21 protein-coding genes are annotated in these 22550 nt (G+C 73.2%); 13 read left to right on the forward strand and 8 right to left on the reverse strand.

The annotated features are described in order from the left end of the window. Positions 1-18 precede the first annotated feature (18 nt). Together map and AB0O01_RS03585 are read left to right on the forward strand one after the other, a co-directional pair. Positions 19-876: a type I methionyl aminopeptidase gene (gene map / locus AB0O01_RS03580; RefSeq protein WP_365310644.1), complete on the forward strand. Its 858-nt coding sequence runs from the start codon at positions 19-21 to the stop codon at positions 874-876. A gap of 146 nt (positions 877-1022) precedes the next feature. After that, on the forward strand, positions 1023-1670 hold the full coding sequence (locus AB0O01_RS03585) for a biliverdin-producing heme oxygenase (RefSeq protein WP_365310646.1): 648 nt from the start codon (positions 1023-1025) through the stop codon (positions 1668-1670). Positions 1671-1698: 28 nt separating this feature from the next. On the opposite strand, the gene AB0O01_RS03590 is transcribed toward AB0O01_RS03585, so the two are convergent. The 3 genes from AB0O01_RS03590 to AB0O01_RS03600 all read right to left on the reverse strand — a co-directional run bounded on the left by AB0O01_RS03590 (position 1699) and on the right by AB0O01_RS03600 (position 5638). Beyond that, positions 1699-2346, reverse strand: a complete 648-nt coding sequence (locus AB0O01_RS03590; protein WP_365310648.1) for a PhzF family phenazine biosynthesis protein — start codon at positions 2344-2346, stop codon at positions 1699-1701. A 202-nt stretch (positions 2347-2548) separates the two neighbouring features. Then, positions 2549-4048 (reverse strand): HtaA domain-containing protein, encoded by a 1500-nt coding sequence (locus AB0O01_RS03595; RefSeq protein ID WP_365310650.1) that lies wholly within the window; start codon positions 4046-4048, stop codon positions 2549-2551. Positions 4049-4126: 78 nt separating this feature from the next. After that, complete coding sequence (locus AB0O01_RS03600) at positions 4127-5638, reverse strand: HtaA domain-containing protein (RefSeq protein WP_365310652.1); 1512 nt, start codon at positions 5636-5638, stop codon at positions 4127-4129. 167 nt (positions 5639-5805) lie between these two features. On the opposite strand from AB0O01_RS03600, the gene AB0O01_RS03605 reads away from it, so the two are divergent. The 7 genes from AB0O01_RS03605 to AB0O01_RS03635 all read left to right on the forward strand — a co-directional run bounded on the left by AB0O01_RS03605 (position 5806) and on the right by AB0O01_RS03635 (position 13358). Further along, positions 5806-6822 carry an ABC transporter substrate-binding protein gene (locus AB0O01_RS03605; RefSeq protein WP_365310654.1) on the forward strand — a complete coding sequence of 339 codons (1017 nt, stop codon included), beginning with the start codon at positions 5806-5808 and terminating at the stop codon, positions 6820-6822. Further along, positions 6819-7922 (forward strand): iron ABC transporter permease, encoded by a 1104-nt coding sequence (locus AB0O01_RS03610; protein ID WP_365310656.1) that lies wholly within the window; start codon positions 6819-6821, stop codon positions 7920-7922. Before AB0O01_RS03605 ends, AB0O01_RS03610 begins: the two co-directional genes overlap by 4 nt. A 128-nt stretch (positions 7923-8050) precedes the next feature. Continuing rightward, positions 8051-8881, forward strand: a complete 831-nt coding sequence (locus AB0O01_RS03615) for a heme ABC transporter ATP-binding protein (RefSeq protein WP_365311220.1) — start codon at positions 8051-8053, stop codon at positions 8879-8881. 189 nt (positions 8882-9070) lie between these two features. Then, on the forward strand, positions 9071-10225 hold the full coding sequence (gene efeO / locus AB0O01_RS03620) for an iron uptake system protein EfeO (protein ID WP_365310658.1): 1155 nt from the start codon (positions 9071-9073) through the stop codon (positions 10223-10225). A 12-nt stretch (positions 10226-10237) separates the two neighbouring features. Then, entirely contained in the window at positions 10238-11497 is a 1260-nt protein-coding gene (gene efeB / locus AB0O01_RS03625; protein WP_365310660.1) for an iron uptake transporter deferrochelatase/peroxidase subunit, read from the forward strand. Positions 11498-11503: 6 nt separating this feature from the next. Continuing rightward, positions 11504-12385 carry an iron uptake transporter permease EfeU gene (efeU, locus tag AB0O01_RS03630; RefSeq protein ID WP_365310662.1) on the forward strand — a complete coding sequence of 294 codons (882 nt, stop codon included), beginning with the start codon at positions 11504-11506 and terminating at the stop codon, positions 12383-12385. Beyond that, positions 12336-13358 carry a hypothetical protein gene (locus tag AB0O01_RS03635; protein WP_365310664.1) on the forward strand — a complete coding sequence of 341 codons (1023 nt, stop codon included), beginning with the start codon at positions 12336-12338 and terminating at the stop codon, positions 13356-13358. Before efeU ends, AB0O01_RS03635 begins: the two co-directional genes overlap by 50 nt. Before the next feature lie 123 nt (positions 13359-13481). On the opposite strand, the gene AB0O01_RS03640 is transcribed toward AB0O01_RS03635, so the two are convergent. Both AB0O01_RS03640 and AB0O01_RS03645 read right to left on the reverse strand, forming a co-directional pair. Next, positions 13482-14234: a bifunctional DNA primase/polymerase gene (locus tag AB0O01_RS03640; protein ID WP_365310666.1), complete on the reverse strand. Its 753-nt coding sequence runs from the start codon at positions 14232-14234 to the stop codon at positions 13482-13484. 138 nt (positions 14235-14372) lie between these two features. After that, positions 14373-15047 carry a TetR/AcrR family transcriptional regulator gene (locus AB0O01_RS03645; protein WP_365310668.1) on the reverse strand — a complete coding sequence of 225 codons (675 nt, stop codon included), beginning with the start codon at positions 15045-15047 and terminating at the stop codon, positions 14373-14375. Positions 15048-15159: 112 nt separating this feature from the next. Between AB0O01_RS03645 and AB0O01_RS03650 the strand changes: the two genes are divergently transcribed. Then, a complete protein-coding gene (locus AB0O01_RS03650; RefSeq protein ID WP_365310670.1) occupies positions 15160-15360 on the forward strand; it encodes a DUF6243 family protein in 201 nt (66 codons plus the stop codon). A 12-nt stretch (positions 15361-15372) separates the two neighbouring features. Here the strand turns inward: AB0O01_RS03650 and AB0O01_RS03655 are convergent, their stop codons facing one another. The 3 genes from AB0O01_RS03655 to AB0O01_RS03665 all read right to left on the reverse strand — a co-directional run bounded on the left by AB0O01_RS03655 (position 15373) and on the right by AB0O01_RS03665 (position 19062). After that, positions 15373-16317, reverse strand: coding sequence for a small ribosomal subunit Rsm22 family protein (locus AB0O01_RS03655; protein ID WP_365310672.1), 945 nt, complete (start codon positions 16315-16317; stop codon positions 15373-15375). A gap of 322 nt (positions 16318-16639) precedes the next feature. Then, positions 16640-17710, reverse strand: a complete 1071-nt coding sequence (locus AB0O01_RS03660) for a serine hydrolase domain-containing protein (protein WP_365311221.1) — start codon at positions 17708-17710, stop codon at positions 16640-16642. Between the two features lie 56 nt (positions 17711-17766). After that, positions 17767-19062 carry a multidrug effflux MFS transporter gene (locus AB0O01_RS03665; protein ID WP_365310674.1) on the reverse strand — a complete coding sequence of 432 codons (1296 nt, stop codon included), beginning with the start codon at positions 19060-19062 and terminating at the stop codon, positions 17767-17769. Between the two features lie 111 nt (positions 19063-19173). On the opposite strand from AB0O01_RS03665, the gene AB0O01_RS03670 reads away from it, so the two are divergent. The 3 genes from AB0O01_RS03670 (at position 19174) to AB0O01_RS03680 (ending at position 22317) form a co-directional block, all read left to right on the forward strand. Continuing rightward, complete coding sequence (locus AB0O01_RS03670; RefSeq protein ID WP_365310676.1) at positions 19174-20184, forward strand: Gfo/Idh/MocA family oxidoreductase; 1011 nt, start codon at positions 19174-19176, stop codon at positions 20182-20184. Between the two features lie 89 nt (positions 20185-20273). Further along, a complete protein-coding gene (locus AB0O01_RS03675) occupies positions 20274-21071 on the forward strand; it encodes an SDR family oxidoreductase (protein ID WP_365310678.1) in 798 nt (265 codons plus the stop codon). Between the two features lie 427 nt (positions 21072-21498). Continuing rightward, the gene (locus AB0O01_RS03680; RefSeq protein ID WP_365311222.1) at positions 21499-22317 is read left to right on the forward strand and encodes a sterol desaturase family protein; all 819 of its coding nucleotides are present in this window, start codon (positions 21499-21501) and stop codon (positions 22315-22317) included. Positions 22318-22550: the final 233 nt, after the last annotated feature.

The following is a 22550-nucleotide window of genomic DNA, read 5'->3' on the forward strand; positions in this document are numbered from 1 at the left end:
CTGGTTAGACTCGCTGGCATGTCTGGCCAGTCGCTGCTCGTCCCAGGGGACCTGTCTCCCACTCGTTCCGTGCCCGGAAACATCCGGCGCCCGGAGTACGTCGGCAAGCCCGCGCCGACCCCCTACACCGGCCCGGAGGTGCAGACCCCGGAGACGGTGGAGGCGATGCGGATCGCCGGGCGGATCGCCGCGCGGGCGATGGCGGAGGCCGCGAAGCTGATCGCGCCGGGGGTGACGACGGACGAGCTGGACCGGGTGGCGCACACCTTCATGTGCGACCACGGGGCGTATCCGTCGACGCTCGGCTACCGCGGCTTCCCCAAGTCGCTGTGCACCTCGGTCAACGAGGTCATCTGCCACGGCATCCCGGACTCCACCGTGCTGCGCGACGGCGACATCGTGAACCTGGACGTGACGGCCTACATCGGCGGGGTGCACGGCGACAACAACGCCACGTACCTGGTCGGGGACGTGGACGAGGAGAGCCGGCTGCTGGTCGAGCGGACCCGGGAGTCTCTGAACCGGGCGATCAAGGCGGTCCGGCCGGGCCGGCAGATCAACATCATCGGCCGGGTCATCGAGTCGTACGCCAAGCGCTTCGGCTACGGGGTGGTCCGGGACTTCACCGGGCACGGCATCAACACCGCCTTCCACAGCGGCCTGATCGTCCCGCACTACGACAGCCCGCACGCGACGACGGTGATCCAGCCCGGGATGACCTTCACCATCGAGCCGATGCTGACCCTCGGGACCCATGAGTACGACATGTGGGACGACGGCTGGACGGTCGTCACGAAGGACCGCCGCCGGACCGCGCAGTTCGAGCACACCCTCGTGGTGACGGAGACCGGCACCGAGATCCTGACCCTCCCCTAGGACACCGGCCCCCAGGACACCGGGGCCCGGCAGGACACCGCTCGCACCCGCCCCTGCTCGGGGCGGGTGTTTTCTTGTACGCTTTTACCGACAGGGAGTCGGGAAAGCATTGACTTAGGTAAGGCTCACCTTAGATGATTCACTCCATGGAGTCCTTCTCGACAGTCATCCGCACCGCGTCCCACGAACAGCATGTGGAGGCGGAGACCTCGACGTTCATGAGCGATCTGCTCGGCGGCCGGCTCGGCGTGGACGCGTACGCGCGCTACACCGAGCAGCTCTGGTTCGTGTACGAGGCGATGGAGTCCGGCGCCGAGGCGCTGGCGGCCGACCCGGTGGCGGGTCCCTTCGTCCAGCCGGAGCTGTTCCGGCTGGGTGCCCTGGAGCGGGACCTGGAGCATCTGCGCGGCCCCAACTGGCGCGACGGCCTGTCCGCGCTCCCGGCCACGCAGGAGTACGCGGACCGGGTGCGCGAGTGCGCCGGCACCTGGCCCGGCGGCTATGTGGCCCACCACTACACCCGCTACCTCGGCGATCTCTCCGGCGGCCAGATCATCCGCGACAAGGCGGAGAAGACCTGGGGCTTCGCACGCAAGGGCGACGGAGTGCGGTTCTACGTCTTCGAGTCGATCTCCAACCCGGCCGCGTTCAAGCGCGGTTACCGGGAGCTGCTGGACGCGCTGGAGGCGGACGATCTGGAGAAGCAGCGGGTGGTGGCCGAGTGCAAGCGGGCCTTCGCGCTGAACACGGGTGTGTTCCGGGCCCTGGGCGAGGAGTTCCCGCTCACCGCGTGAGCCTCTCCCGAATCCGTCCCCACTCCCTCTACCGTTCCAGCACCACCCGTCCCCCTATCTCCACCCACCCCATCGGCTGCGGTGCCGTGAGGATCTGGGAGCCCGCGCCCTGAGTGATGTTCAGGGCGCGGCCCAGGTGTGCCGTGAGCAGGAGCGCCGCCCCGCCGCTGGCCTCGTCCTCCGCCGTCCGGCCGGCGCGCCCGGCGAAGCCCCGGGCCCGTATCCGCCCGGCCGCCTCGTCCTCCCAGGCCCAGGCGTACAGGCGCTCCCCCGCGCCGGGCGGCGGACCGAGCCGTTCGACCTCGGCCGCGCTCGCGTACCGCCGCAGGACCCAGGGCGCCGCCCACTCCGCCCGCGCCTCTATCCAGCAGAACTCCCCGTCCTGCCGCGCCCCCGCCACCCCGGCCGCCGTGATCAGTTCCGGTACGTCGAGCAGCCAGGCCGCGCCGACGCAGGGGTACCCGGCGAAGGGCAGCCGGGCGCCGGGTGAGTAGAGGTCGACGGTCCCGCGCTCGGGGTCGTCCACGAACACCGTCCCGCCGAAGCCGAGTCGCGCCGCCAGTTCCTGGCGCCGCGCCGGGTCGGGCAGGACGGATCCGTCCCGGACGACGCCCAGTTCCTCGCCCAGGCCGCCGTTCGCCGCGCAGAAGACGCGCAGCACGTCGTAATCGTTCACCGGGGCATTGAAGCGCATGCGGGGGCCGGGGGACGGGGTGGGGCGGGGGACGCCGGGGAGGCGGACCGGGCGGGGTGGGGTGGGGACGCCGAAGGGGCGGACCGGGCACGGTGGGGTGAGGGCGCCGAAGGGGCGGACCGGGGGCGCTCCGCCCGGTCCGCCTCCCCCATGGCCGCCGTGACTCCGGTACGGCCCCGGCCGGTTACGCCTGGGTGCGGCGCTTGCGCATGGCCAGGACCACGCCCGTGCCCGCCATCAGCGTGAGGGCGGCGGCGGTGCCGAGGGCCGCGACGGGGGTGTCGGAGCCGGTGTTGGCGAGGCCGCCGGTGACACCGCCCGAGGTGGTGCCGCCGGTCGTACCGGTGCCGCCAGAGGTACCGCCGTCCGTGCCCCCGTCCGTGCCGCCGCCGTCCGTGCCGCCGTCGCCGCCGGGCAGCTCGGCGCCCTCGGTGAGGGCCACCGACAGGTCGACCGGGTCGAGCGCGGAGCCCGCCTCGTAGAAGTCGCCGAACGCCTCGGCGCCCTCGGCGGTCAGTTCGGCGGCGATGTCGTCGAGGGTGATGACATCGTCGCGGGCGGTCAGGTCGGCGGACTTCGCGGTGAGTTCGGCGAGGACCACATCCTCGGACCGCTCGCCCAGGCTGGTCACATCGGCGGTGAGTTCGCCGCTGCCGCCGTCGAGGGTGGCCCGCAGATCGGTGAGGGTGAGATCGAGACCGTACTCGGTGCCCTCCTGGTGGCCCTTGAAGTTCACCGCGCCCCGGAACTCGGCGGTCAGGGTGTCCGCGGCGGTGTCGTAGGTGCCGGTGGCGTCCGGGAAGGTGAACACGCCGTTGCCCGATGCCTGCCGCGCCCCGGCGGAGACCGTGATGTCGCCCTGGGCGACGCCGTCCACCACATAGGTGCGGAAGGACTCCTTCACGCCCCAGGTCAGGGTGCCGTCCGCGATGTCGCCCCGGGCCGGGGCGGGGGTGGCGGAGGTGGCGGTCGGGGCCGGGGTGGTGGTGCCGGTGGGCTTGGGCGGGGCGGTGGTCGCCGGGGGCGTGGTCACGGGGGGTGTCGTGGCCGGCGGGGTGGTGGCCGGGGGTGTGGTGACCGGCGGGGTGGTCACGGGGGGTGTGGTGACCGGGGGCTTCTTCTCGACGACCGTCAGCGGGTCGCCGGCCGCGCCCGCGTAGCTCGCGCTGCCGAAGATGTCGGCGGCCTGCTGGGTGAGCGTGGTCGCCATGTCCTTCATGGTGCGGGACACGGTGACCTCGGCGAGCGGGACGTCGTCGCTGGTCACGCCCTTGCTGGTGACATCGGCGGTGATCTCGCCCGCCGCGCTGTCGAACCGCACGTCGGAAAGGGTGGTCTCGAAGCCGTGCCGCACGGACGCGATCTTCAGCGCGCCCTTGAAGCCCAGGTCCACGGTGTGGGTGGCGGGGTCGTAGGTGCCGGAGCCGTCGGTGAAGGTGAACACCCCGTTGTCGGCGGCCTGCGCGGCCCCGCCGGACGGGGTGAAGCTGCCGGCGGCCATGCCGACCACATAGGTGCGGTACGACTCCTTGATGCCCCAGGTCAGTTCGTAGCCGGTCAGCGGGACACCGGCCGCGGCGGCGGGCGCGGCGGCGGCGAGACCGAGGGCGGTGGTGCCGAGCGCGGCGGCCGTGGCGACGGCGGCGGCGAGGGCGGTACTGCGGCGTCGGGGTCTCATCGGCATGGGTGGTTCTCCTGAGGGTGGATGAGGGTGGGTGATCGGGTGGGGTGGGGGTGGGGGGGGTTGTGGGGGGGGTGGGCTTCAGGGGGTGGGGTCGGTCGGGGTCGCTGCCGCGCGGGTGCGGCGGCGGTGGTGGACGGCGGCGTACGCGGCGGCGGCCAGCAGCAGTGCCGTGGCGGTGAGGGTGACCGGGAGAGCGGGGAAGCCTCCGTCGTCCCGGCCCGCGGCGGCGACCGGCTCGGCGGCCGGGGCGGTGCGGTCCTGTGACGGGGAGGGCTCGGCGCCGGGCGCGGCCGAACTGCCCAGGTCGGGGAGGGCGGGCAGGGTGGCGTCCTCGGTGAGGGCGACGGCCAGGGAGACGGGGTCCATCCCGGTGCCCTTCCGGTACATGCCGTCGAACGCCTCGGCGCCGCTCGCGGTGAGCTTCGCGGGGGCCTCGGTGACGGTGACCAGACCGTCCTTCGGCTTCAGGTCCTTCGCGGTGAAGGTGACCAGGGAGACGTCCTCGGCGGCGCCGTTCACCCGGGCGTGCAGGGTGCCCTCGCCGTCGGCCGCGACGGTGACGCGGACCCCGCTCAGCCGCAGATCCAGGCCGTGTTCCCCGGTGAAGCGCACTTCGCCGGTGAACTCGGCTTTCAGGCGGCCGTCGTTGTACGTCCCTTCACCGCCGGGGAAGCGGAACAGCGCGCCACCGTCCTGCGCGCCCGACGACAGGGTCCACTCGCCCTGGGCGATGTCACCGGTGACGTACTCCCGGAAGGTGCGGCGCACCCCCCAGTCGACGGCCCCGTCGACCAGCTTCTCCGTGGCGCCCCGGTCGCCGTCGCTCTCCGCCGGGTCCTGCTCCGCCCGCGCCGACTCGCTCGCGCCCGGCGTCGGCGTCGGCTTCGCGGCGGCGGGCGCGATGTCCGCCGAGAGGCTCACCGGGTCCAGCGGGGTCCCGGCCGCGTAGTACCCGGCGAAGGACTTGGCGCCCTCGGCGGTGAGGGTGGCCGGGAGGTTGTTCAGGGTGACGGCGGTACCGCCGCCCCGCATGTCGATCCCGCCCAGGGAGACGGAGGCGAAGGGCACCTGACCGGACGTCGTGACCGTCCCCGTGCCCTTCGCCTTGCTGGTGACGTCGACGTACAGCGTGCCGCTGCCGCCGGAGATCCGGAGGGTGGGCCGGCTGATCGTCATGTCCAGTTCGTGCGCCCCGGAGTCGGTCCGGTGCCCGACGAACCGCACCCCGCCCGAGAACCCGGCGCTGAACGCCCCGGTGTCCCCGTCGTAGCTGCCGCTGGCCGAGTGGAAGCGGAACTGGTTCGCGCCGACCGTGGCGGCACCACCGGTCAGGGTGTAACTGCCCTGCGCGATGGGCCCGGTGACATAGGTCTGGAAGGAGGATTTGACGCCCCAGTCGAGCCGTCCGCCCTGGACCGGGCTGCTCGCCGCCGAGGCGGCCCCAGCCGGGAGCAGCGCCCCCAGCACGGCCACGGCCAGACAGAGGGCGGCGATCCAGCCGTACCGGGGTGACCTGCCGTCGCTCCGGGGCGACCAACCGCCGTACCGGGATGACCAGCCGTACCGGCGGGACCGCGAGGGCTGGGGCATGACGGACCTCCGACGAAGGGACCTGGGGGGGCGACGGGCTGCCATGGAAGCCACGGCAGCGAAAAGAACCGGCCAGGAACCAACCTGATCTAGCCAGCAAGGTAAGGCTAACCTAAACTCCATCGAGTGATTCCGGAAGGTCCGGTGCGGAGAGGAACGGGACGACGGTGCGACCCTTGCGCGCCAAGCTGGCGGGAGTCCTGCTGGCGGCGCTCACCCTGACCACGGCGGGCTGTTCCGGTTCCGGCGATACCGGCGCCCCCGTCGCGCCGCCGGAGGCATCGGCCGCGCGGGCCGCCGCCGACCGGGTCGAGCCGCTCACCGGCACCCCGGCACCCCGGCTGCCCGTCACCGTCACCTCGGCCGACGGCGAGCGCGTCACCGTCGGGGCGGCCGACCGGATCGTGCCGCTGTCCGGCTCGCTCAGCGAGATCGTGTTCAGTCTCGGCCTCGGCGACCGGGTGGCGGGCCGGGATGTCTCCACCACCTTCGAACAGGCCCAGGACCTCCCCCTGGTGACCCGCGCCCACGATGTCTCCGCCGAGGGCGTGCTCGCGCTGCGGCCCGATCTGGTGCTCGCCGAGACCACCTCGGGCCCGGTCGAGGCACTGGAGCAGATCCGCGCGGCCGGGGTGCCGGTGCTGACCGTCGCCCCCGCCAAGGGCCTCGGCGATGTCGGCCCGAGGATCGCGGCGGTGGCCGGGGCGCTCGGCGTACCGTCCGCCGGGCAGGAGCTGACCGAGCGTTCGCAGCAACGGATCGCCGCCGTGCGCGAGGACGTTCCCGAGGACGCCGACCGGCCCCGGGTGGCGTTTCTGTATCTGCGCGGCTCGGCCTCGGTCTATCTGATCGGCGGGGCGGACTCCGGGGCGTCCTCGCTGATCGAGGCGGCCGGGGGTGTCGACGCGGGCGCCGACTCCGGACTGACCAAGGACTTCACGCCGATCACCAGCGAGGCCCTGGTGAAGGCGGCGCCGGACGCGATCCTGGTGATGTCCAAGGGACTTGAGTCGGTGGGCGGGATCGACGGCCTGGAGAAGGTGCCCGGGGTCGCCCAGACCCCCGCCGGGCTCGACCGGCGGATCGTGTCGGTCGAGGACGGGGTCCTGCTCAGCTACGGCCCCCGCACCGACCAGGTCCTCGCCTCGGTCGTGGCCCAGCTCTACGAGGGCGGTACGGCATGACGGTCCTGGAGAAGACCGGTGAGGCCACCGGATCGACCGCCGCCCCCGCGAGGACCACCGCCCCCCGCCCCCGCCGCGGCCCCGCCTGGCTCCTGACCACCGCCCTGGTGGCGGGCCTGCTGGTGCTGATCCCGGTGGCGGCGGGCATCGGCGCGTACCCGATCCCGGTCGGGGACGTCCTCGGCTCCGTACTGCACCGGATCGGCGCCGGAGGGCAGGAACTGGACCGGGTGGCCGAGTCCGTGCTCTGGAACGTCCGTTTCCCCCGGATCGTGCTCGCCCTGCTCGTGGGCGCCTCCCTCGGCTGCGCGGGCGCGCTGATGCAGGGCGTGTTCGGCAATCCGCTGGCCGAGCCCGGCACCATCGGGGTCTCGCTGGGCGCGGCGGTCGGCGCGGTCGCCTCCATCGCGCTCGGCCTGTCCTTCCTCGGCAACTGGACGCTCCCGGCGATGGCGTTCGTCTCCGGCCTCGCGACCGTGCTGCTGGTGTACGCGATGGCCCGCGCGGGCGGCCGTACGGAAGTGGTGACGCTGATCCTGACCGGTATCGCGGTGAACGCGTTCTGCGGGGCGCTGGTCGGGCTGTTCATCTTCCTCGCGGACACCGCCGCCGTGAACCAGATCACCTTCTGGCAGCTCGGCTCGCTCTCCCAGGCGACCTGGCCCAAGGTGCTCGCGGTGCTGCCGTGCGCGGCGCTGGGTCTGGCCATCGCCCCGTTCTACGCGCGCAAGCTGGATCTGCTGGCCCTCGGCGACCGGCCCGCCCGGCATCTGGGGGTGGAGGTGGAGCGGCTGCGGATCGTACTGATCCTGGTGGTGGCGCTGCTGACGGCCGCCGCGGTGAGCGTCTCCGGGGTGATCGGCTTCGTCGGTCTGGTGGTGCCGCATCTGCTGCGGATGGCGGCGGGGCCGGGGCACCGCTTCCTGGTGCCGGGCAGCGCGCTGGGCGGCGCGCTGGTGCTGCTGGGCGCCGATCTCGCGGCCCGCACCCTGGCCGCGCCCGCCGAGATGCCGCTCGGTGTGCTGACCGCCCTGGTGGGCAGCCCGTTCTTCTTCTGGCTGCTGCGCCGCACCCGCCGCAAGCAAGGAGGCTGGGCGTGAGCCCAAGGACCCCGAAGACCCCGCAGGCCCACCAAACCCACCAGGCCCCGCAAGCCCCGCAAACCCCACAGCCCCCCAAGACGACGTCCGACACCGCACGCCCCCGACTCGCGCCGCTGCTGCCTCTGCTGCCGCTGCTGCGGCTGCGCCCGAGGCGCCTCACTCCCCCACCCGTCCCGGCGCCCGGTGAGGTGCTGGCCGCCGCCGAGGGGCTGTCGGTGCGGCTCGGGGAGCGGGAGGTGCTGCGGGAGGTCGGGGTGACCGTCCGCGCGGGCGAGGTGCTGGCGCTGGTGGGGCCCAACGGGGCGGGCAAGTCGACCCTGCTGGGCGCGCTGGCCGCCGATGTCCCGGCCGCCTCGGGCGTCGTACGGGTGCACGGGCGGCCGGTGTCGGAGTGGTCGGCGCCCGAACTGGCGCTGCGCCGGGCGGTGCTGCCGCAGTCGGCGTCGCTGGCCTATCCGTTCACGGTGGAGGAGGTGGTCCGGATGGGCCGGGCGCCCTGGGCCGCCGTGGACCAGGACGACGACGACACGGCGGTGGCGCGGGCGATGGCCGCGACCGAGGTGACCGCCTTCGCCGGGCGGCCCTTCTCGGCGCTCAGCGGCGGGGAACGGGCGCGGGTGGCGCTGGCCCGGGTGCTGGCCCAGCGGGCGCCGCTGCTGCTGCTGGACGAGCCGACGGCCGCGCTGGACCTCAAGCACCAGGAACTGGTGCTGGGGCTGTGCCGGGAGCGGGCGCGGGCCGGGGACGCGGTGGTGGTCGTCCTGCACGATCTGGGGCTCGCGGCGGCGTACGCGCACCGGGTGGCGGTGCTGCGAGCCGGGCGGGTCGCGGCGGACGGGCCCCCGGCGGAGGTGTTCTCGGAGGAGCTGCTGTCGGAGGTGTACGACCAGCCGGTGGAGGTGCTGCCGCATCCCCGGACGGGCGCGGTCCTGGTGACGCCCCGGCGTGAGCCCTGAGGCCCGCTTTTGACCGCTCCTTGACCGTCCCCCGACACCCGCATTACTCCTCTTTGAGGGCTTCATAACCAAAGGCGATTCATGAGAGCTGAATCACTGTCCGACCGGTTATCGGATAGGTAAGGCTCAGATAAGTTAGGCCCGCCTTGCTTGCCTGACCCTCGTGCCTAGCCCGCCTCTGGAGCCCGTATGCGTGCCGCCGGATTCTCTCTGACCACCGCTGTCGTCACAGCGGCGGCCCTCACCGCTCTCACCGGCTGCACCGAGAAGGGCGGCTCCGGCGACGGCGGCAATGTCATCAAGGTGACCGCCACCGACGACCGCTGCGAGGTCTCCACCCACGAGGTGCCGGCCGGGCACATCGAACTGGAGGTGGAGAACAAGGGCAGCAAGGTCAACGAGATCTATCTGCTCTTCCCCGACGACCGGGTGGTCACCGAGCGGGAGAACATAGGCCCCGGCACCAGCCAGCGGGTCACCGCCGAGGTCGAGGCCGGTGACTACCGCATCGCCTGCAAGCCCGGGATGAAGGGCGACGGCATCCGCCAGGACCTCAAGGTCACCGGCGGCTCGGCCGCCCCCCGCGACCCCCGGCTTGACGAGGCGGTCGCCGCCTACCGGGGCTACGCCCAGACCCAGGCCGACGAGACCCTGCCGCTCGCGCAGGCGTTCGCGGACGCCGTGCAGGCCGGGGACGTGGCCGCCGCGAAGAAGGCGTACGCCACCTCCCGGATCGGCTGGGAGCGCACCGAGCCGGTCGCCGAGTCGTTCGGCGACATCGACCCCAAGGTCGACCTCCGCGAGGACGGCCTGGAGGACGGCCAGGACCCGGAGACCGACTGGACCGGCTGGCACCGGCTGGAGCGCTCGCTGTGGCGGGACGGAAAGATCAGCGACCGGGACAAGGAACTCGCCGGCCGGCTGATCACCGATCTCACCGACTGGCAGCGGCGGGTCGGCACCGCCGAGATCACCCCCACCTCCATGGCCAACGGCGCCAAGGAACTCCTCGACGAGGTCGCCACCGGCAAGGTCACCGGCGAGGAGGAGCGCTACTCGCACACCGACCTGGTCGACTTCAAGGCCAATGTCGAGGGCGCCCAGAAGTCCTACGAGCTGCTGAAGCCGGTCGCCCGGGAGAACGACCCGGAGCTGGTCACCGAGCTGGACCGGCAGTTCACCGCCCTGAACACCCTGCTCGACGAGTACCGCCCCGGCCCCTCCTCCTACGCCTTCGTCTCCTACGACACCGTCGGCGACGCCGAGCGCAAGGAGCTGTCGGACGCGGTGAACGCGCTGGCGGAGCCGCTGTCCCAACTGGCCGCCGCGGTCGTGGCCAAGTAGCGGGGCACGGCGATGACGGACGACGACACCACCGGCAGGCCCTCCCGGCGGGCGCTGCTCGGCTGGGGCGGGGCCGGGCTGGCGCTGGGGGCCGCGGCGGCGGGCGGCGCGGTCGCCCTGGCCGGACCCGGCGACGACGGCCCGGACCCGGCCGGCGGGGCGGTCCCCTTCCACGGGGCGCACCAGGCGGGCATCGCCACCCCGGTCCAGGACCGGCTGCACTTCGCCGCGTTCGATGTGACGACGGAGGACCGGACGGCGTTCGTCGCCCTGCTGAAGGAGTGGACGGCCGCCGCCCGGCGGATGACGGCCGGACAGCCGGTCGGCGAGGGCGGCTTCGGCGGCATGCCCGAGGCGCCCCCGGACGACACCGGCGAGGCGCTCGGCCTGCCGCCCTCCCGGCTGACCCTGACCGTCGGCTTCGGGCCGTCCCTGTTCGGGAGGTTCGGTCTGGCGGACGCCCGCCCCGAGGCGCTGGCCGAGCTGCCGAGGTTCCCCGGCGACAAGCTCGACCCGGACCGCGGCGGCGGCGATCTGTGCGTCCAGGCGTGCGCGGACGATCCCCAGGTCGCCGTGCACGCCATCCGCAACCTCGCCCGGATCGGCTTCGGCCGGGTCGTGGTCCGCTGGTCGCAGCTCGGCTTCGGCAAGACCTCCTCGACCACACCCGAGGCGCAGACCCCCCGCAACCTCATGGGCTTCAAGGACGGCACCCGCAACATCGCGGGCACCGAGACGGACCGACTGGAGGAGTTCGTCTGGGTCGGCGAGCAGGACGGCCCCGCCTGGCTGACCGGCGGCTCCTATCTCGTCGCCCGCCGCATCCGGATGCACATCGAGACCTGGGACCGCGCTCCGCTGAAGGAGCAGGAGGACATCATCGGCCGCGACAAGGGCGAGGGCGCCCCCGTCGGAAGGGCGAAGGAGCGTGACGAACCGTTCCTCAAGGCGATGCTGCCCACCGCCCATGTCCGGCTCGCCCACCCCGACTCCAACGGCGGGGCGACCCTGCTGCGCCGGGGCTACTCCTTCACCGACGGCACCGACGGGCTGGGGCGGCTGGACGCGGGCCTGTTCTTCCTCGCCTACCAGCGCGACCCGCGCACCGGCTTCATCCCCGTCCAGCGCAATCTGGCGACGGACGCGCTCAACGAGTACCTCCAGCACGTCGGTTCGGCGGTCTTCGCGATCCCGCCGGGCGTGCGGGACGAGAACGACTGGTGGGGCAGCCGACTGTTCACCGATGACCGCACCGCGACCGAAGGGGCGTAGCCGACCGTGTTCTCCAACTATCTGATCGGGCTGCGCGAGGGGCTGGAGGCCAGTCTCGTCGTCTGCATCCTCATCGCCTATCTGGTCAAGACCGGCCGCCGGGACGCCCTCCGGCCGGTGTGGACGGGGATCGCGGTCGCCGTCGCCCTGGCGCTGGGCTTCGGCTGCGCCCTGGAGTTCGGCTCGCAGGAGCTGACGTTCGAGGCGCAGGAGGCCCTCGGCGGCTCCCTCTCCCTTCTCGCGGTGGTCCTGGTGACCTGGATGGTCTTCTGGATGCGCCGCACCGCCCGCCATCTCCGGGCGGAACTGCACGGCAGGCTGGACGCGGCCCTCGCGGTCGGCACCGGCGCGCTGGTGGCCACCGCGTTCCTCGCGGTGGGGCGCGAGGGCCTGGAGACCGCGCTGTTCGTCTGGGCGTCGGTGCGCGCGGCCGGGGACGGCACGCCCCGCCCGCTGATCGGGGTCGCCCTCGGCATCGCCACCGCGGTCCTGCTGGGCTGGCTGTTCTACCGGGGCGCGCTGCGCATCAACCTCGCCAAGTTCTTCACCTGGACCGGCGCGATGCTGATCGTGGTGGCGGCCGGGGTGCTGGCGTACGGCTTCCACGACCTCCAGGAGGCGGACTGGCTGCCGGGCCTGACGAACCGGGCGTTCGACATCTCCGGCACGATCCCCCCGGACAGTTGGTACGGCACCCTGCTGAAGGGCGTGTTCAACTTCCAGCCGGACCCGACCGTCCTCCAGGTCACGGTGTGGCTGCTGTACCTGGTCCCGACACTCGCACTGTTCTTCGCCCCGGTAGGGTTCGCCTCCGGGAAGGGGAGGGTGAAGTCAGCCGATGACCAGGGATCGCGGCCCGCGAACGCCGCGCAGTCGCCGCAGGATTGACCAGTTCGGCCGGAGGACCCTGAGAGCGGTCTCCGTGGCCGCCGTGGCGCTGGCGGCGAGCGGATGCGTGGTGGTGCACGGCGAGCGCGAGGTGGTCCCCGCGACCACCCGCGCGGAGGCCGCCAAGGCCCTCAAGGACTTCACCGCCGCGTACAACGCCGCCGACAAGGCGTACGACAGCTCTCTGGACGCCGACCATGTCACCGGCGCCCTCGCCGCGATCGACGGGGCCCGGCTGGACGCGGGCAAGGCGGCGAACCCGGGGGGCAACCCGGACCACACTCCGCTGAAGCTGTCGGACGCCGAGTTCACCATCCCCAAGAAGGCCGGCTGGCCGCGCTGGTTCCTCGCCGACACCCGCGCCAACAAGGGCGGGGACAGCCGCTGGCTGTTCGTGTTCACCCGCGACGACCTCGACCGCCCCTGGGAGGCCACGTATCTGACGCTGGTCGCGCCGGGCCGGGTGCCCGAGTTCACGAAGGACGCCGACGGCTGGGCCGAGCCGGTCGCCCCCGGCGCGACCGATCTCGCCGTACGCCCCGAGGACCTGAGCCGGGACTACACCGACTACCTCCAGGACGGCGGGGACACCTTCGCGGCCGGTCCGCACACCAGCGGCTGGCGCGAGACCCGGGAGAAGAACGCCAGCCGCCCCGGTCTGGCGACCCAGTACATCGACGAGCCCCTCACCGAGGGCGACTACGCCCCGCTCGCGCTGCGCACGAAGGACGGCGGGGCCATGGTGTTCTTCACCACCCGCCACTTCGAGAAGCAGACCGCGGCGACCGGGTCCTCGGTCCCCGAACCGGCCGAGGCGGTCCTGGCCCTCACCAAGGGCGAGATCAAGCAGTCCCTGACCATGGAGTTCGTCTCGAACGAGGTCGCCGTCACCCCGAAGCGGAACGCCTCCGGCGATCAGCGGGTGACGTTTCTGGGGCGGATCCAGGGGTTGACGGGGGCGCAGGGGGAGTAGTGGGGGGAGCGGCTCGGGCTCGGGTGCGGGTTGTGGGTGGCTGGTCGCGCAGTTCCCCGCGCCCCTGGGGGGGTGGCCCTCGGGGTCGGTTAAGAGGTACGCGGGGTTTTCGGGCGGAAGCCCTCAGCGGCGCAGTGGCCACGCCCCGGACGGGTGTTCGTGGTCGGTGTCGGAGCCGGTCTCGGCCGCGTGGCGGGCGCAGGCGTCGGTGAGGTGCTCCAGCAGGGTCAGCGGATCGGGCAGCGGATGCTCCGGCCCGCGTACCCACCACACCCGCCGCCCGTCACCGAGCAGCCGGGCCGGGGGGACGAGGACGTAGGAGCCCCGGCAGTGCCAGCGCAGGCCGGGGTGCTCGTCCATGGTCTCGGGGTGGCAGTCCAGCTCGCAGGGCCACCACTCGTCCTCGTCGTCGGGGGTGCCGCGGGTGAGGGTGAAGAACAGCAGGCGGCCCTCGTCGCTCTCGGCGACCGGTCCGACGTCGATCCCGGCGGCGAGCAGCCGCTCCAGCGCCCGCTGCCCGGCGGCCAGCGGTACGTCCAGCACGTCATGGACCATGCCGGTGGCGGTGATGAAGTTGGCCTGCGGCTGATGGCGGGCCCAGCGCTCGATCTGGCCGCGGTCGGTGGTCGACTGGGTCTGCCAGGCGAATGACACCGGGTGCCGCGCGGGGGTGGGACAGCCGACCCGGTCGCAGGAACACCGATAGCCCGGGGCGGGGTGCGCGGCGGGCGCCAGCGGCAGGCCCGCGGCAGCCGCCGCGAGCAGCAGGGACTCTCTCTCGACGGCGTCCGCGGCGGTGTCCTTCGGCCGGCGTCCGCGCAGCCACTGGCTGAGTTTGCCCTGCCGGCCGGTACCTCCGTCGAACTCCGCGCTCATCTGTCCCCTCGCCTCGCCGTCGTGCGGACAGCATGCCCTATGGTCGCACCTTCGCGCGCTCCGGGGGGTGCGGAGCCGACATCCCGGGTGCATCCGGAGTGCATCCGGAGTGGGTGGCATCGGGTGCCTTGCCGGGATTTACGGGGCGGAGCCGGACGACGGCCGGGAGGCGATCCCGTACAGGGCGTAGTCGACGAGGGTGTCGGTGTAGGCGTGGGTGAGGGGCCCGGTGTGCTGGAGCCAGCGCTGGGCGAGCGGGGAGACGAACAGTTCCAGGGCGATCCGGGGGTCGACGCCGGGGCGGAGGTCACCGGCGTCCTGGGCGGCGCGCAGCCGCTGGACGTAGAGCATGAGGGACGGTTCGAGGAGCTTGGTGAAGAACTCCCGGCCGAGCGCCTCGTCGGCGACACCCTCGGCGGCCAGCGCGCGGGAGGGGACCTCGAAGCGGGGGTCGAGGAGTTCGTCGACCGTGGCGCGCAGGACGAGTTTGAGGTCGGCGGCGAGATCGCCGGTGTCGGGGAGGGCGTGGTCGACGGGGACGCCGCCGGCCTGCTCGCTCGTCTGCTCGGCGAGATCGAGGAACGCTTCCATCAGCACATCGGCCTTGGAGGACCACCAGCGGTAGATGGTCTGCTTGCCGACCCCGGCGCGGGCGGCGATGCCCTCGATGGTGGTCTTGGCGTATCCGGCCTCGCCGACCAGTTCCAGGGCGGCGGCGTAGATGGCCCGGCGGGACTTCTCACTGCGACGGGAGGCGTCGGGCGCGGGCTTCGCAACGGACTTCGACTCTCCGGACTTCGTCTGTTCTCTCATGACTCGAATTTAACAGGTTGACAAGACGCAGCGTCTCGCGAACGATGAAGCCCTGCACGACGGCGAGACGAGACGTCTCGCCTGCACCTTGGGACGACGGAAGGAGCCCGGTATGAGCCGCGGTGGAAACATGCTCGGAGTCGGTGGCACCCGCAAGAACCTGGGCCGCAAGCAGTTGCGCGGAGGCCGCGCGGGAGCCGGCTTCGGCGCGGGCGCGGACGCGCAGGCCCAGAAGCGGGAACTGCTGCGCAAACTCCAGGAGCGCCGGGACGAGCAAGGGGAGCGGGAGGAGCAGCAGACCCCGGAGTCCTAGGACCCCAGGACCCTAGGACGTGGGGGGCGGCGGCGGCCAGGGGTCGCCCCAGGCGGCGTCCCGGGCGGCCTTGTAGAGATCACCGTGGCGCTTGGTCACGGTGGTCCGCCCGAGCCGCTCCTCCCGCTCGCACAGATCGAGCAGCACCTGCCCCTTGCGGATCTGCGGCTTGCGCACGACCCGCGCGGACGCGGGCGCGCTCGGGAAGCGGGTGGCGGCGACGTACGAGAACTTCTCGTCCTCGTAGGCCAGTGAGCCGCCCTTGATCTGGCGGTGCAGGGAGGAGCGGCTGACCCGGGCCGCGAAGTGGCACCAGTCGGTGCCGGGCACGATCGGGCATCCGGCGCTGTGCGGACAGGGCGCGGCGATCCGGAACCCGGCGCCGGTCAGCCGCTCCCGGGCGGCGAGGATCCGCGCGTAGCCGTCGGGGGTGCCGGGTTCGACCACGACGACGGCCTGTCCGGCGCGGGCGGCGGCGTCGACGACGGCACCGCGGGCCTCCTCGGTCAGCTCCCCGAGGACATAGGAGACGGTGACGAGATCGGCGGCGCCGACATCGAGCCCGGCACCGATCCGGGCGCGCTGCCAGCGGGCGGCGCGCAGTTCCGGGCGGGCGGCGGCGAGTTCCCGGCCGAGGGCGAGGGCGGGTTCGGCCCAGTCGAGCACGGTGACCGGCCGGGTGCCGTCCCAGGTCGCGCTGACCGCCCAGGTGGCGGCGCCGGTCCCGCCGCCGATGTCGAGATGCGACCCGGGAGTCCACTCCGGTACGGCCCCGGCGAACTCCCCGAGCGCCGCGCTGACGGCCTCGAAGGTGGCGGGCATCCGGTAGGCGGCGTAGGCGATCACATCGGCCCGGTCCCGCAGCACCGGCGCGTCGGTGGGGGTCCGCCCCCGGTACACCCCGATCAGCCGCTCCACGGCCCGCCCGGCCTCCTTCGACGGCACCCCGTCGAACATCGAGGCAACAGCCCCCCGAAGCACATCCCCCACAGACCCACCCACCAAGTTCACCCCCAAATCCTCTCAGCTCCCACCCCAAAACCAACCCCCACCCCCACCCCCTAAGGGGCGCGAGGAACTGCGCGACCAGCCCTCACCCACCCGCACCTGCCTCAGGGGCGCGGGGAACTGCGCGACAACCCCCCACCGCCCCGCACCCCCCAAACAACCCCTACACCCCACCCACCTCTCAGGGGCGCGGGGAACTGCGCAACCACCCCCCACCCACCCGCACCCCGAAACCAACCCCCACCCACCCCCACCCCACCCGGTAAAAACCTCACCCCCCACGAACAGCCCGCGCCACCCGAGTCCCCGCCGCAGCCCGAGGCCGGCTGTCCAACCCCTTCCGCACCGGATGCACCGCATTCGCCAGCAACACCAGAAACGTATCCGTCGCCGCGTCCAGCACCACCGACGTCCCCGTGAACCCGGTGTGCCCCACGGCCCCCCGCCCCGCCAGCTCCCCCATGAACCACGCCTGGTCCACCGCGAACCCCAGCCCCGGCGGCGTGAACAGCAGCTCCACGAACCCCGGCCCCAGAATCCGGGCGGGCCCGTACGCCCCGCCCGCGAGCAGCGTCCGGCACAGCACCGCGAGATCCCGCCCCGTGGAGAACAGCCCGGCGTGCCCCGCGACCCCGCCGAGCGCCCACGCGTTCTCGTCGTGGACGACCCCCCGCAGCATCCCCCGGTCCGCCTTGGCCCACGGCCGCCGCTGGTCCTCCGTGGCGGCGGCCCCGGGGCACGGCCCGAACCGGGTGCCGGTCATCCCGAGCGGCCGGGTGATCCCGTCCCGGACGAGGACGTCGAGACCGCGCCCGGAGACCCGTTCCAGGAGCTGCTGGAGGACCAGCATGTTGAGGTCGGAGTACCGGTACTCCCCCACCGGACCGACCGGCGCCTGCGCCCGCAGCAGCGCCCGCCGCTCGGCCGCGTCCGCGCAGGCGTACAGCGGGGCGTCGGGGCGGAGCCCGGAGGTGTGGGTGAGGAGGTGGCGGACGGTCACCCCGTGCCGGGCGAGCGCCCGGTACTCGGGCAGGTACGCGCCCACCCGGGCGTCGATCCCGAGGGTGCGGCGCTCGATCTGCTGGACCGCGGCGACCGCCGTGCAGAGCTTGGTGAGGGAGGCCACGTCGAAGGGGGTGGCGAGGGTCATCGGGACCTGCCGCTCGGGCGGGAGTTCGACGCCCCGGCGGGCCACCGGGTCGTAGGCCGCGTACCGGACGGCCAGCCCCGCCGCCTCCCGAACGGCGACCACCGGGCCCCGCCCGGCGACGACGACCGCGCCGGGCGCCCAGGGGTGCTCGCCCCGGGTGAGGTCGCGCACCTCCCGCACCAGCAGCCCCATCTCGGCGGGGTCGAGCCCGGCCCGCTCCGGGGTCCCGTCGCGCAGGCGCGGCGCGCTCAGCGCCCCTCCCCCGCCGCCCCGGTCCGCGCACTCCACGGGCGGCACATACCCGCGAAGCAGGCCACGGCCACCAGCGCCGCCGCCAACTGGACGACGGCCATCGGGACGGCGGTGTGCTCCCCTGCGACCCCGACCAGCGGCGAGGCGATGGCGCCGATCAGGAAGGACGACGTACCGAGCAGCGCGGAGGCGGAACCGGCCGCGTGCCGGACCCGGAGCAGGGCGAGGGTCTGGGCGTTGGGCAGGACGATGCCCATGGCGGACATCAGCACGAACAGCCCGGCGGCCACCGGCACGAGCCCGGCCTCGCCGAACACCCCGGCGGTCATGAGCAGCAGCGCGGCCGACGCGGCGACGACGACCGCCAGCCCGACGGCCGTCACCCGCTCCAGCGGCACCCGCCCGACCAGTACCCGCCCGTTGATCTGCCCGCAGATCACCAGCCCGACGGAGTTGAGGCCGAAGAGCAGGCTGTAGGTCTGCGGGGAGGCGCCGTAGATCTCCTGGACGACGAAGGGCGAGGCGGCGATATAGGCGAAGAGCGAGGCGAAGGCGAAGCCGCCGGTGAGCATGTACCCGGTGAAGGGCAGATCGCCGAGGAGGCCGCGCATCGCGCGCAGCGCCTCGCCGACCCCGCCCGCGTGCCGCCGCTCGGGCGGCAGGGTCTCGGGCAGCCTGGCCCAGACGACGAGCGCGAGCAGCACCCCGACCGCGGCCAGCACGACGAAGACCCCCCGCCAGTCCGTGCCGCGCAGGATCTGCGCGCCGATGAGCGGCGCGATGATGGGGGCGACCCCGGAGATCAGCATCAGCGTGGAGAAGAACCGGGCCATGTCGACCCCGTCGTACAGATCGCGGACGACGGCCCGCGCGATGACGATCCCGGAGGCCCCGGCGAGGCCCTGGGCCAGCCGGAAGGCCACCAGCGTCTCGACATTGGGCGCGACCGCGCACAGCGCGGTGGCCAGGACGTACACGGCGAGCCCGATGAGGAGCGGGCGGCGGCGGCCCCAGCGGTCGCTCATCGGGCCGACGACGAGCTGCCCGAGGGCCATGCCGGCGAGGCAGGCGGTGAGGGTGAGCTGGACGGTCGCGGCGGGCGCGTGCAGGGAGTCGGTGACCTCCGGGAGGGCCGGGAGGTACATGTCCATGGCCAGCGGGGGCGTGGCGGTGAGTCCGCCGAGGATCAGGGTGACCAGCAGCCCGGTCCGGCGGGCGGCACGGACGGGCGACCGCGGGTCGGGCGCGGTCGCCTTGGTCGGATCCGGTATGTGTGCCCGGCTGTCGGGCATGTCGGGTCCCCTCCCTAGGTGTGCGGTTCCGAACCTATGCTCTCAGCTCGAACGGAGTGTCCGGGGCGACCGGGGTTCCACGGGGAACGGCCGGGGTGAGGAGCGGCGGCGATGACGGCTGACGAGGGCGGCGGCGTGCGGTGGGGGATTCTGGCGACCGGGGGGATCGCCGCCGCGTTCACCGCGGATCTGATCGATCTGCCGGAGGCGGAGGTGGTGGCGGTGGCGTCCCGCTCCGAGGACTCCGCGCGGGCCTTCGCGGAACGCTTCGGCATCGCGCGGGCGTACGGCGACTGGGCCGCGCTCGCCGCCGACGCGGAGGTGGACGTGGTGTACGTGGCGACCCCGCACGCGGCGCACCGGGCGGCGGCCGGGATGTGCCTGGCGGCGGGGCGGAACGTGCTGTGCGAGAAGGCGTTCACGCTGAACGCGCGCGAGGCCGGGGAGCTGGCGGCGCTGGCGCGGGAGCACGACCGCTTCCTGATGGAGGCGATGTGGATGTACTGCAATCCGCTGGTGCGGCGGCTGAAGGCGCTGGTGGACGACGGGGCGGTCGGCGAGGTGCGCACGGTGCAGGCGGACTTCGGGCTGGCCGGTCCGTTCCCTCCGTCGCACCGGCTGCGCGACCCGGCGCAGGGCGGGGGCGCGCTGCTGGATCTCGGGGTGTACCCGGTGTCGTTCGCGCAGTTGCTGCTGGGCGAGCCGGACGGGGTCACGGCGAGCGCGGTGCTGTCCGAGGAGGGCGTGGACCTCCAGACGGGCGCGGTGCTGACCTGGGACGGCGGGGCGCTGGCCGCGCTGCACTGCTCGCTGGTGGGCGCGACGGGCACGGCGGCGTCGGTGACGGGGTCGGCGGGCCGGATCGACGTGCCGGGCGGGTTCTTCCATCCGGAGCGGTTCGTGCTGCACCGCGCGGGGCGCGACCCCGAGGAGTTCGTCCTGGGTCCGGCGGAGGGTCCGCGCTCCACGCTGCGGCACGAGGCCCGCGAGGTGATGCGGGCCCTGCGGGCGGGCGAGAAGGAGTCCCCGCTCGTCCCCCTGGAGGGCACCCTCGCGGTGATGCGGACGCTGGACACGATCCGCGACCGCGTCGGCGTCCACTACCCCGGCGAGAACGGCTGAGCCCACCCGAAGCCACAATTTCCGTATGACGGATATTTAATTCCATCCACGGGGTGGGAACCGCCCCCGATCCCGTACCCTGCGGCTCCATGGATGCTGCCAGGAACACCCAGGTGCACGGGGAGCGCGCGGAGCGCTCCGGCTCGCGGATCGCCGTCGTGACCGGCGCGGGCTCCGGGATCGGCCGCGCGGTCGCCGTCGAACTGCTGCGCTCCGGCTGGTCGGTGGCGCTGGCCGGGCGGCGGCCCGGGACCTTGGAGGAGACGGCGGCGCTGGCGCCGGGCACGGACGCGCTCGTCGTCCGTACGGACGTGGCCCGGCCACAGGACGTGACGGCGCTGTTCGCGGCGGTCCTCGGCCGCCACGGCCGCCTGGACCTGCTGTTCAACAACGCGGGCACCTTCGGGCCGGGCGGGGTGCCGGTGGAGGAGCTGTCCTACGACGCCTGGCGGCATGTGGTGGACACCAACCTCAACGGGGCGTTCCTGTGCGCCCAGGCCGCCTACCGGCAGATGAAGGAGCAGGACCCGCGGGGCGGCCGGATCATCAACAACGGCTCGGTCAGCGCCCACACCCCGCGCCCCCGCTCGGCCGCCTACACCGCCACCAAGCACGCCCTGACCGGCCTCACCAAGTCCCTGTCCCTGGACGGCCGTCCGCACGGGATCGCCGTCTCGCAGATCGACATCGGCAACGCGGCGACCGAGATGACCGCCAAGATGCAGTCGGGGGTGCTCCAGGCGGACGGCTCGACGGCCCCGGAGCCGGTGATGGACGCGGCCGATGTGGCCCGGACCGTACGGCACATGGCGGAACTGCCGCTGGAGGCGAACATGCAGTTCGTGACGGTGCTGGCGACGGGGATGCCGTTCATCGGGCGCGGCTGAGGGCGCCCCGGGGGCCGCGCTTCACCCGGCGCACAAGTGGAGTTATCCGGTCCGCGGCATTGCGGCCGATGACGCACCTATGCTCAACTTTCCTCCACCAGAGCTTCACACTTGGGGGTCCGGCCTTCCGAGGCCCGCCCCCAGGGGGCGCTTTCCGCTGCCCACTCCGAGGGGGGAGGCGGCCGGCCCGCGGCCCGGAAGGGGGTGGACCTCGCGAGGGACCGCGAGGGACGCACCGGCCCGCGGGACGGCCGCGCCAATTCCACCCCTCCCCCCTCCCCACCCCTCTTTTGACCTCGTGATCATACAATCACTCTTAGTCGTCAAAAGATTACCGGCTGTCGTCCCGGGCACCTTCGAAGTGAGGAACTCGGGGTTCGGGGAAGGGGGTTGGTCGTCCGTGGGGTCGCACTTATGGCTGCGCCGGATGGCCTATCCCGTGCTGCTGCTGGCGACCTTCGCCACTCCGGCGGCGGCCCTGCTCCTCGATCTCGACCGCGCCCCGACGACCACGGTGTTCCAGTACGCCGTCATCGGCTATCTGGTGCTCCTGGAGCAGTTGATCCCCTATGACCGCTCCTGGAACCCCACCCGCCGCGAATGGGGCTGGTACGGGGTCTATTTCGTGCTCACCGCGATCGGCAGCATCACCGCGCAGGTGCTGGTGGACGCCCTGGTCTCGGTGCTCTCCCCGGCCGATCCGGCGCTCCCCCTCGCCGTGGAGATCCCCTGCGCGCTGCTGGTGGGTTCGCTGGCCAGCTACTCGGTGCACCGCCTGGGCCACACCAACCGCTGGCTGTGGCGGCTGCACGGCGTCCACCATGTGCCGGAGAAGGTCAACGTGGCCAACAACGGCGTCAACCATGTGCTGGACGTGCTGCTCGCGCAGACCGGGGTGCAACTCGCGCTGAGCCTGCTGGGGTTCTCCCGGGACACGGTGTTCGTGGTCGGCCTCTTCGTCATCACCCAGGGCTATTTCATCCACGCCAACATCGATGTGCGCCTGGGCCGGCTCAACCACTGGCTGGCCGGTCCGGAGCAGCACCGGCTCCACCACAGCACCGATCTGTCGGAGGCCGGTCACTACGGTTCGGATCTCGCCGTGTGGGACCGAATATTCGGCAGCTACACCTGGTGTCCGGAGCGCAGACCCCGCGCGGTGGGCCTGAGCGACCCGACGTCCTTCCCCAGGACCGAGGCCGTGCTCAGCAGCCACACCCAGGCCCTGCGGGGCCCGGTGCGCTGACCCCGCGCCCGTCCGGAACCCGCTGACCGGCTCCGGACCGCGCGGCCCGATCCGCCCCGGCCCCGCCGGGCCGTCCCCGGCCCGGCGGCCCGAGAAGGCCCGGTGTCCCACCGGACCGACGGGGCCCGGCAACCCACCGGCCCTCCAGCGGACCCGACGGACCCGACGGACCCGACGGACCGGACCGAACGGACCACCGGACCCAACGGACCGGGCCGAACGGGCCGAACCGG

This window comes from Streptomyces sp. NPDC093252, from assembly GCF_040683675.1.
GTDB lineage: Bacteria > Actinomycetota > Actinomycetes > Streptomycetales > Streptomycetaceae > Streptomyces.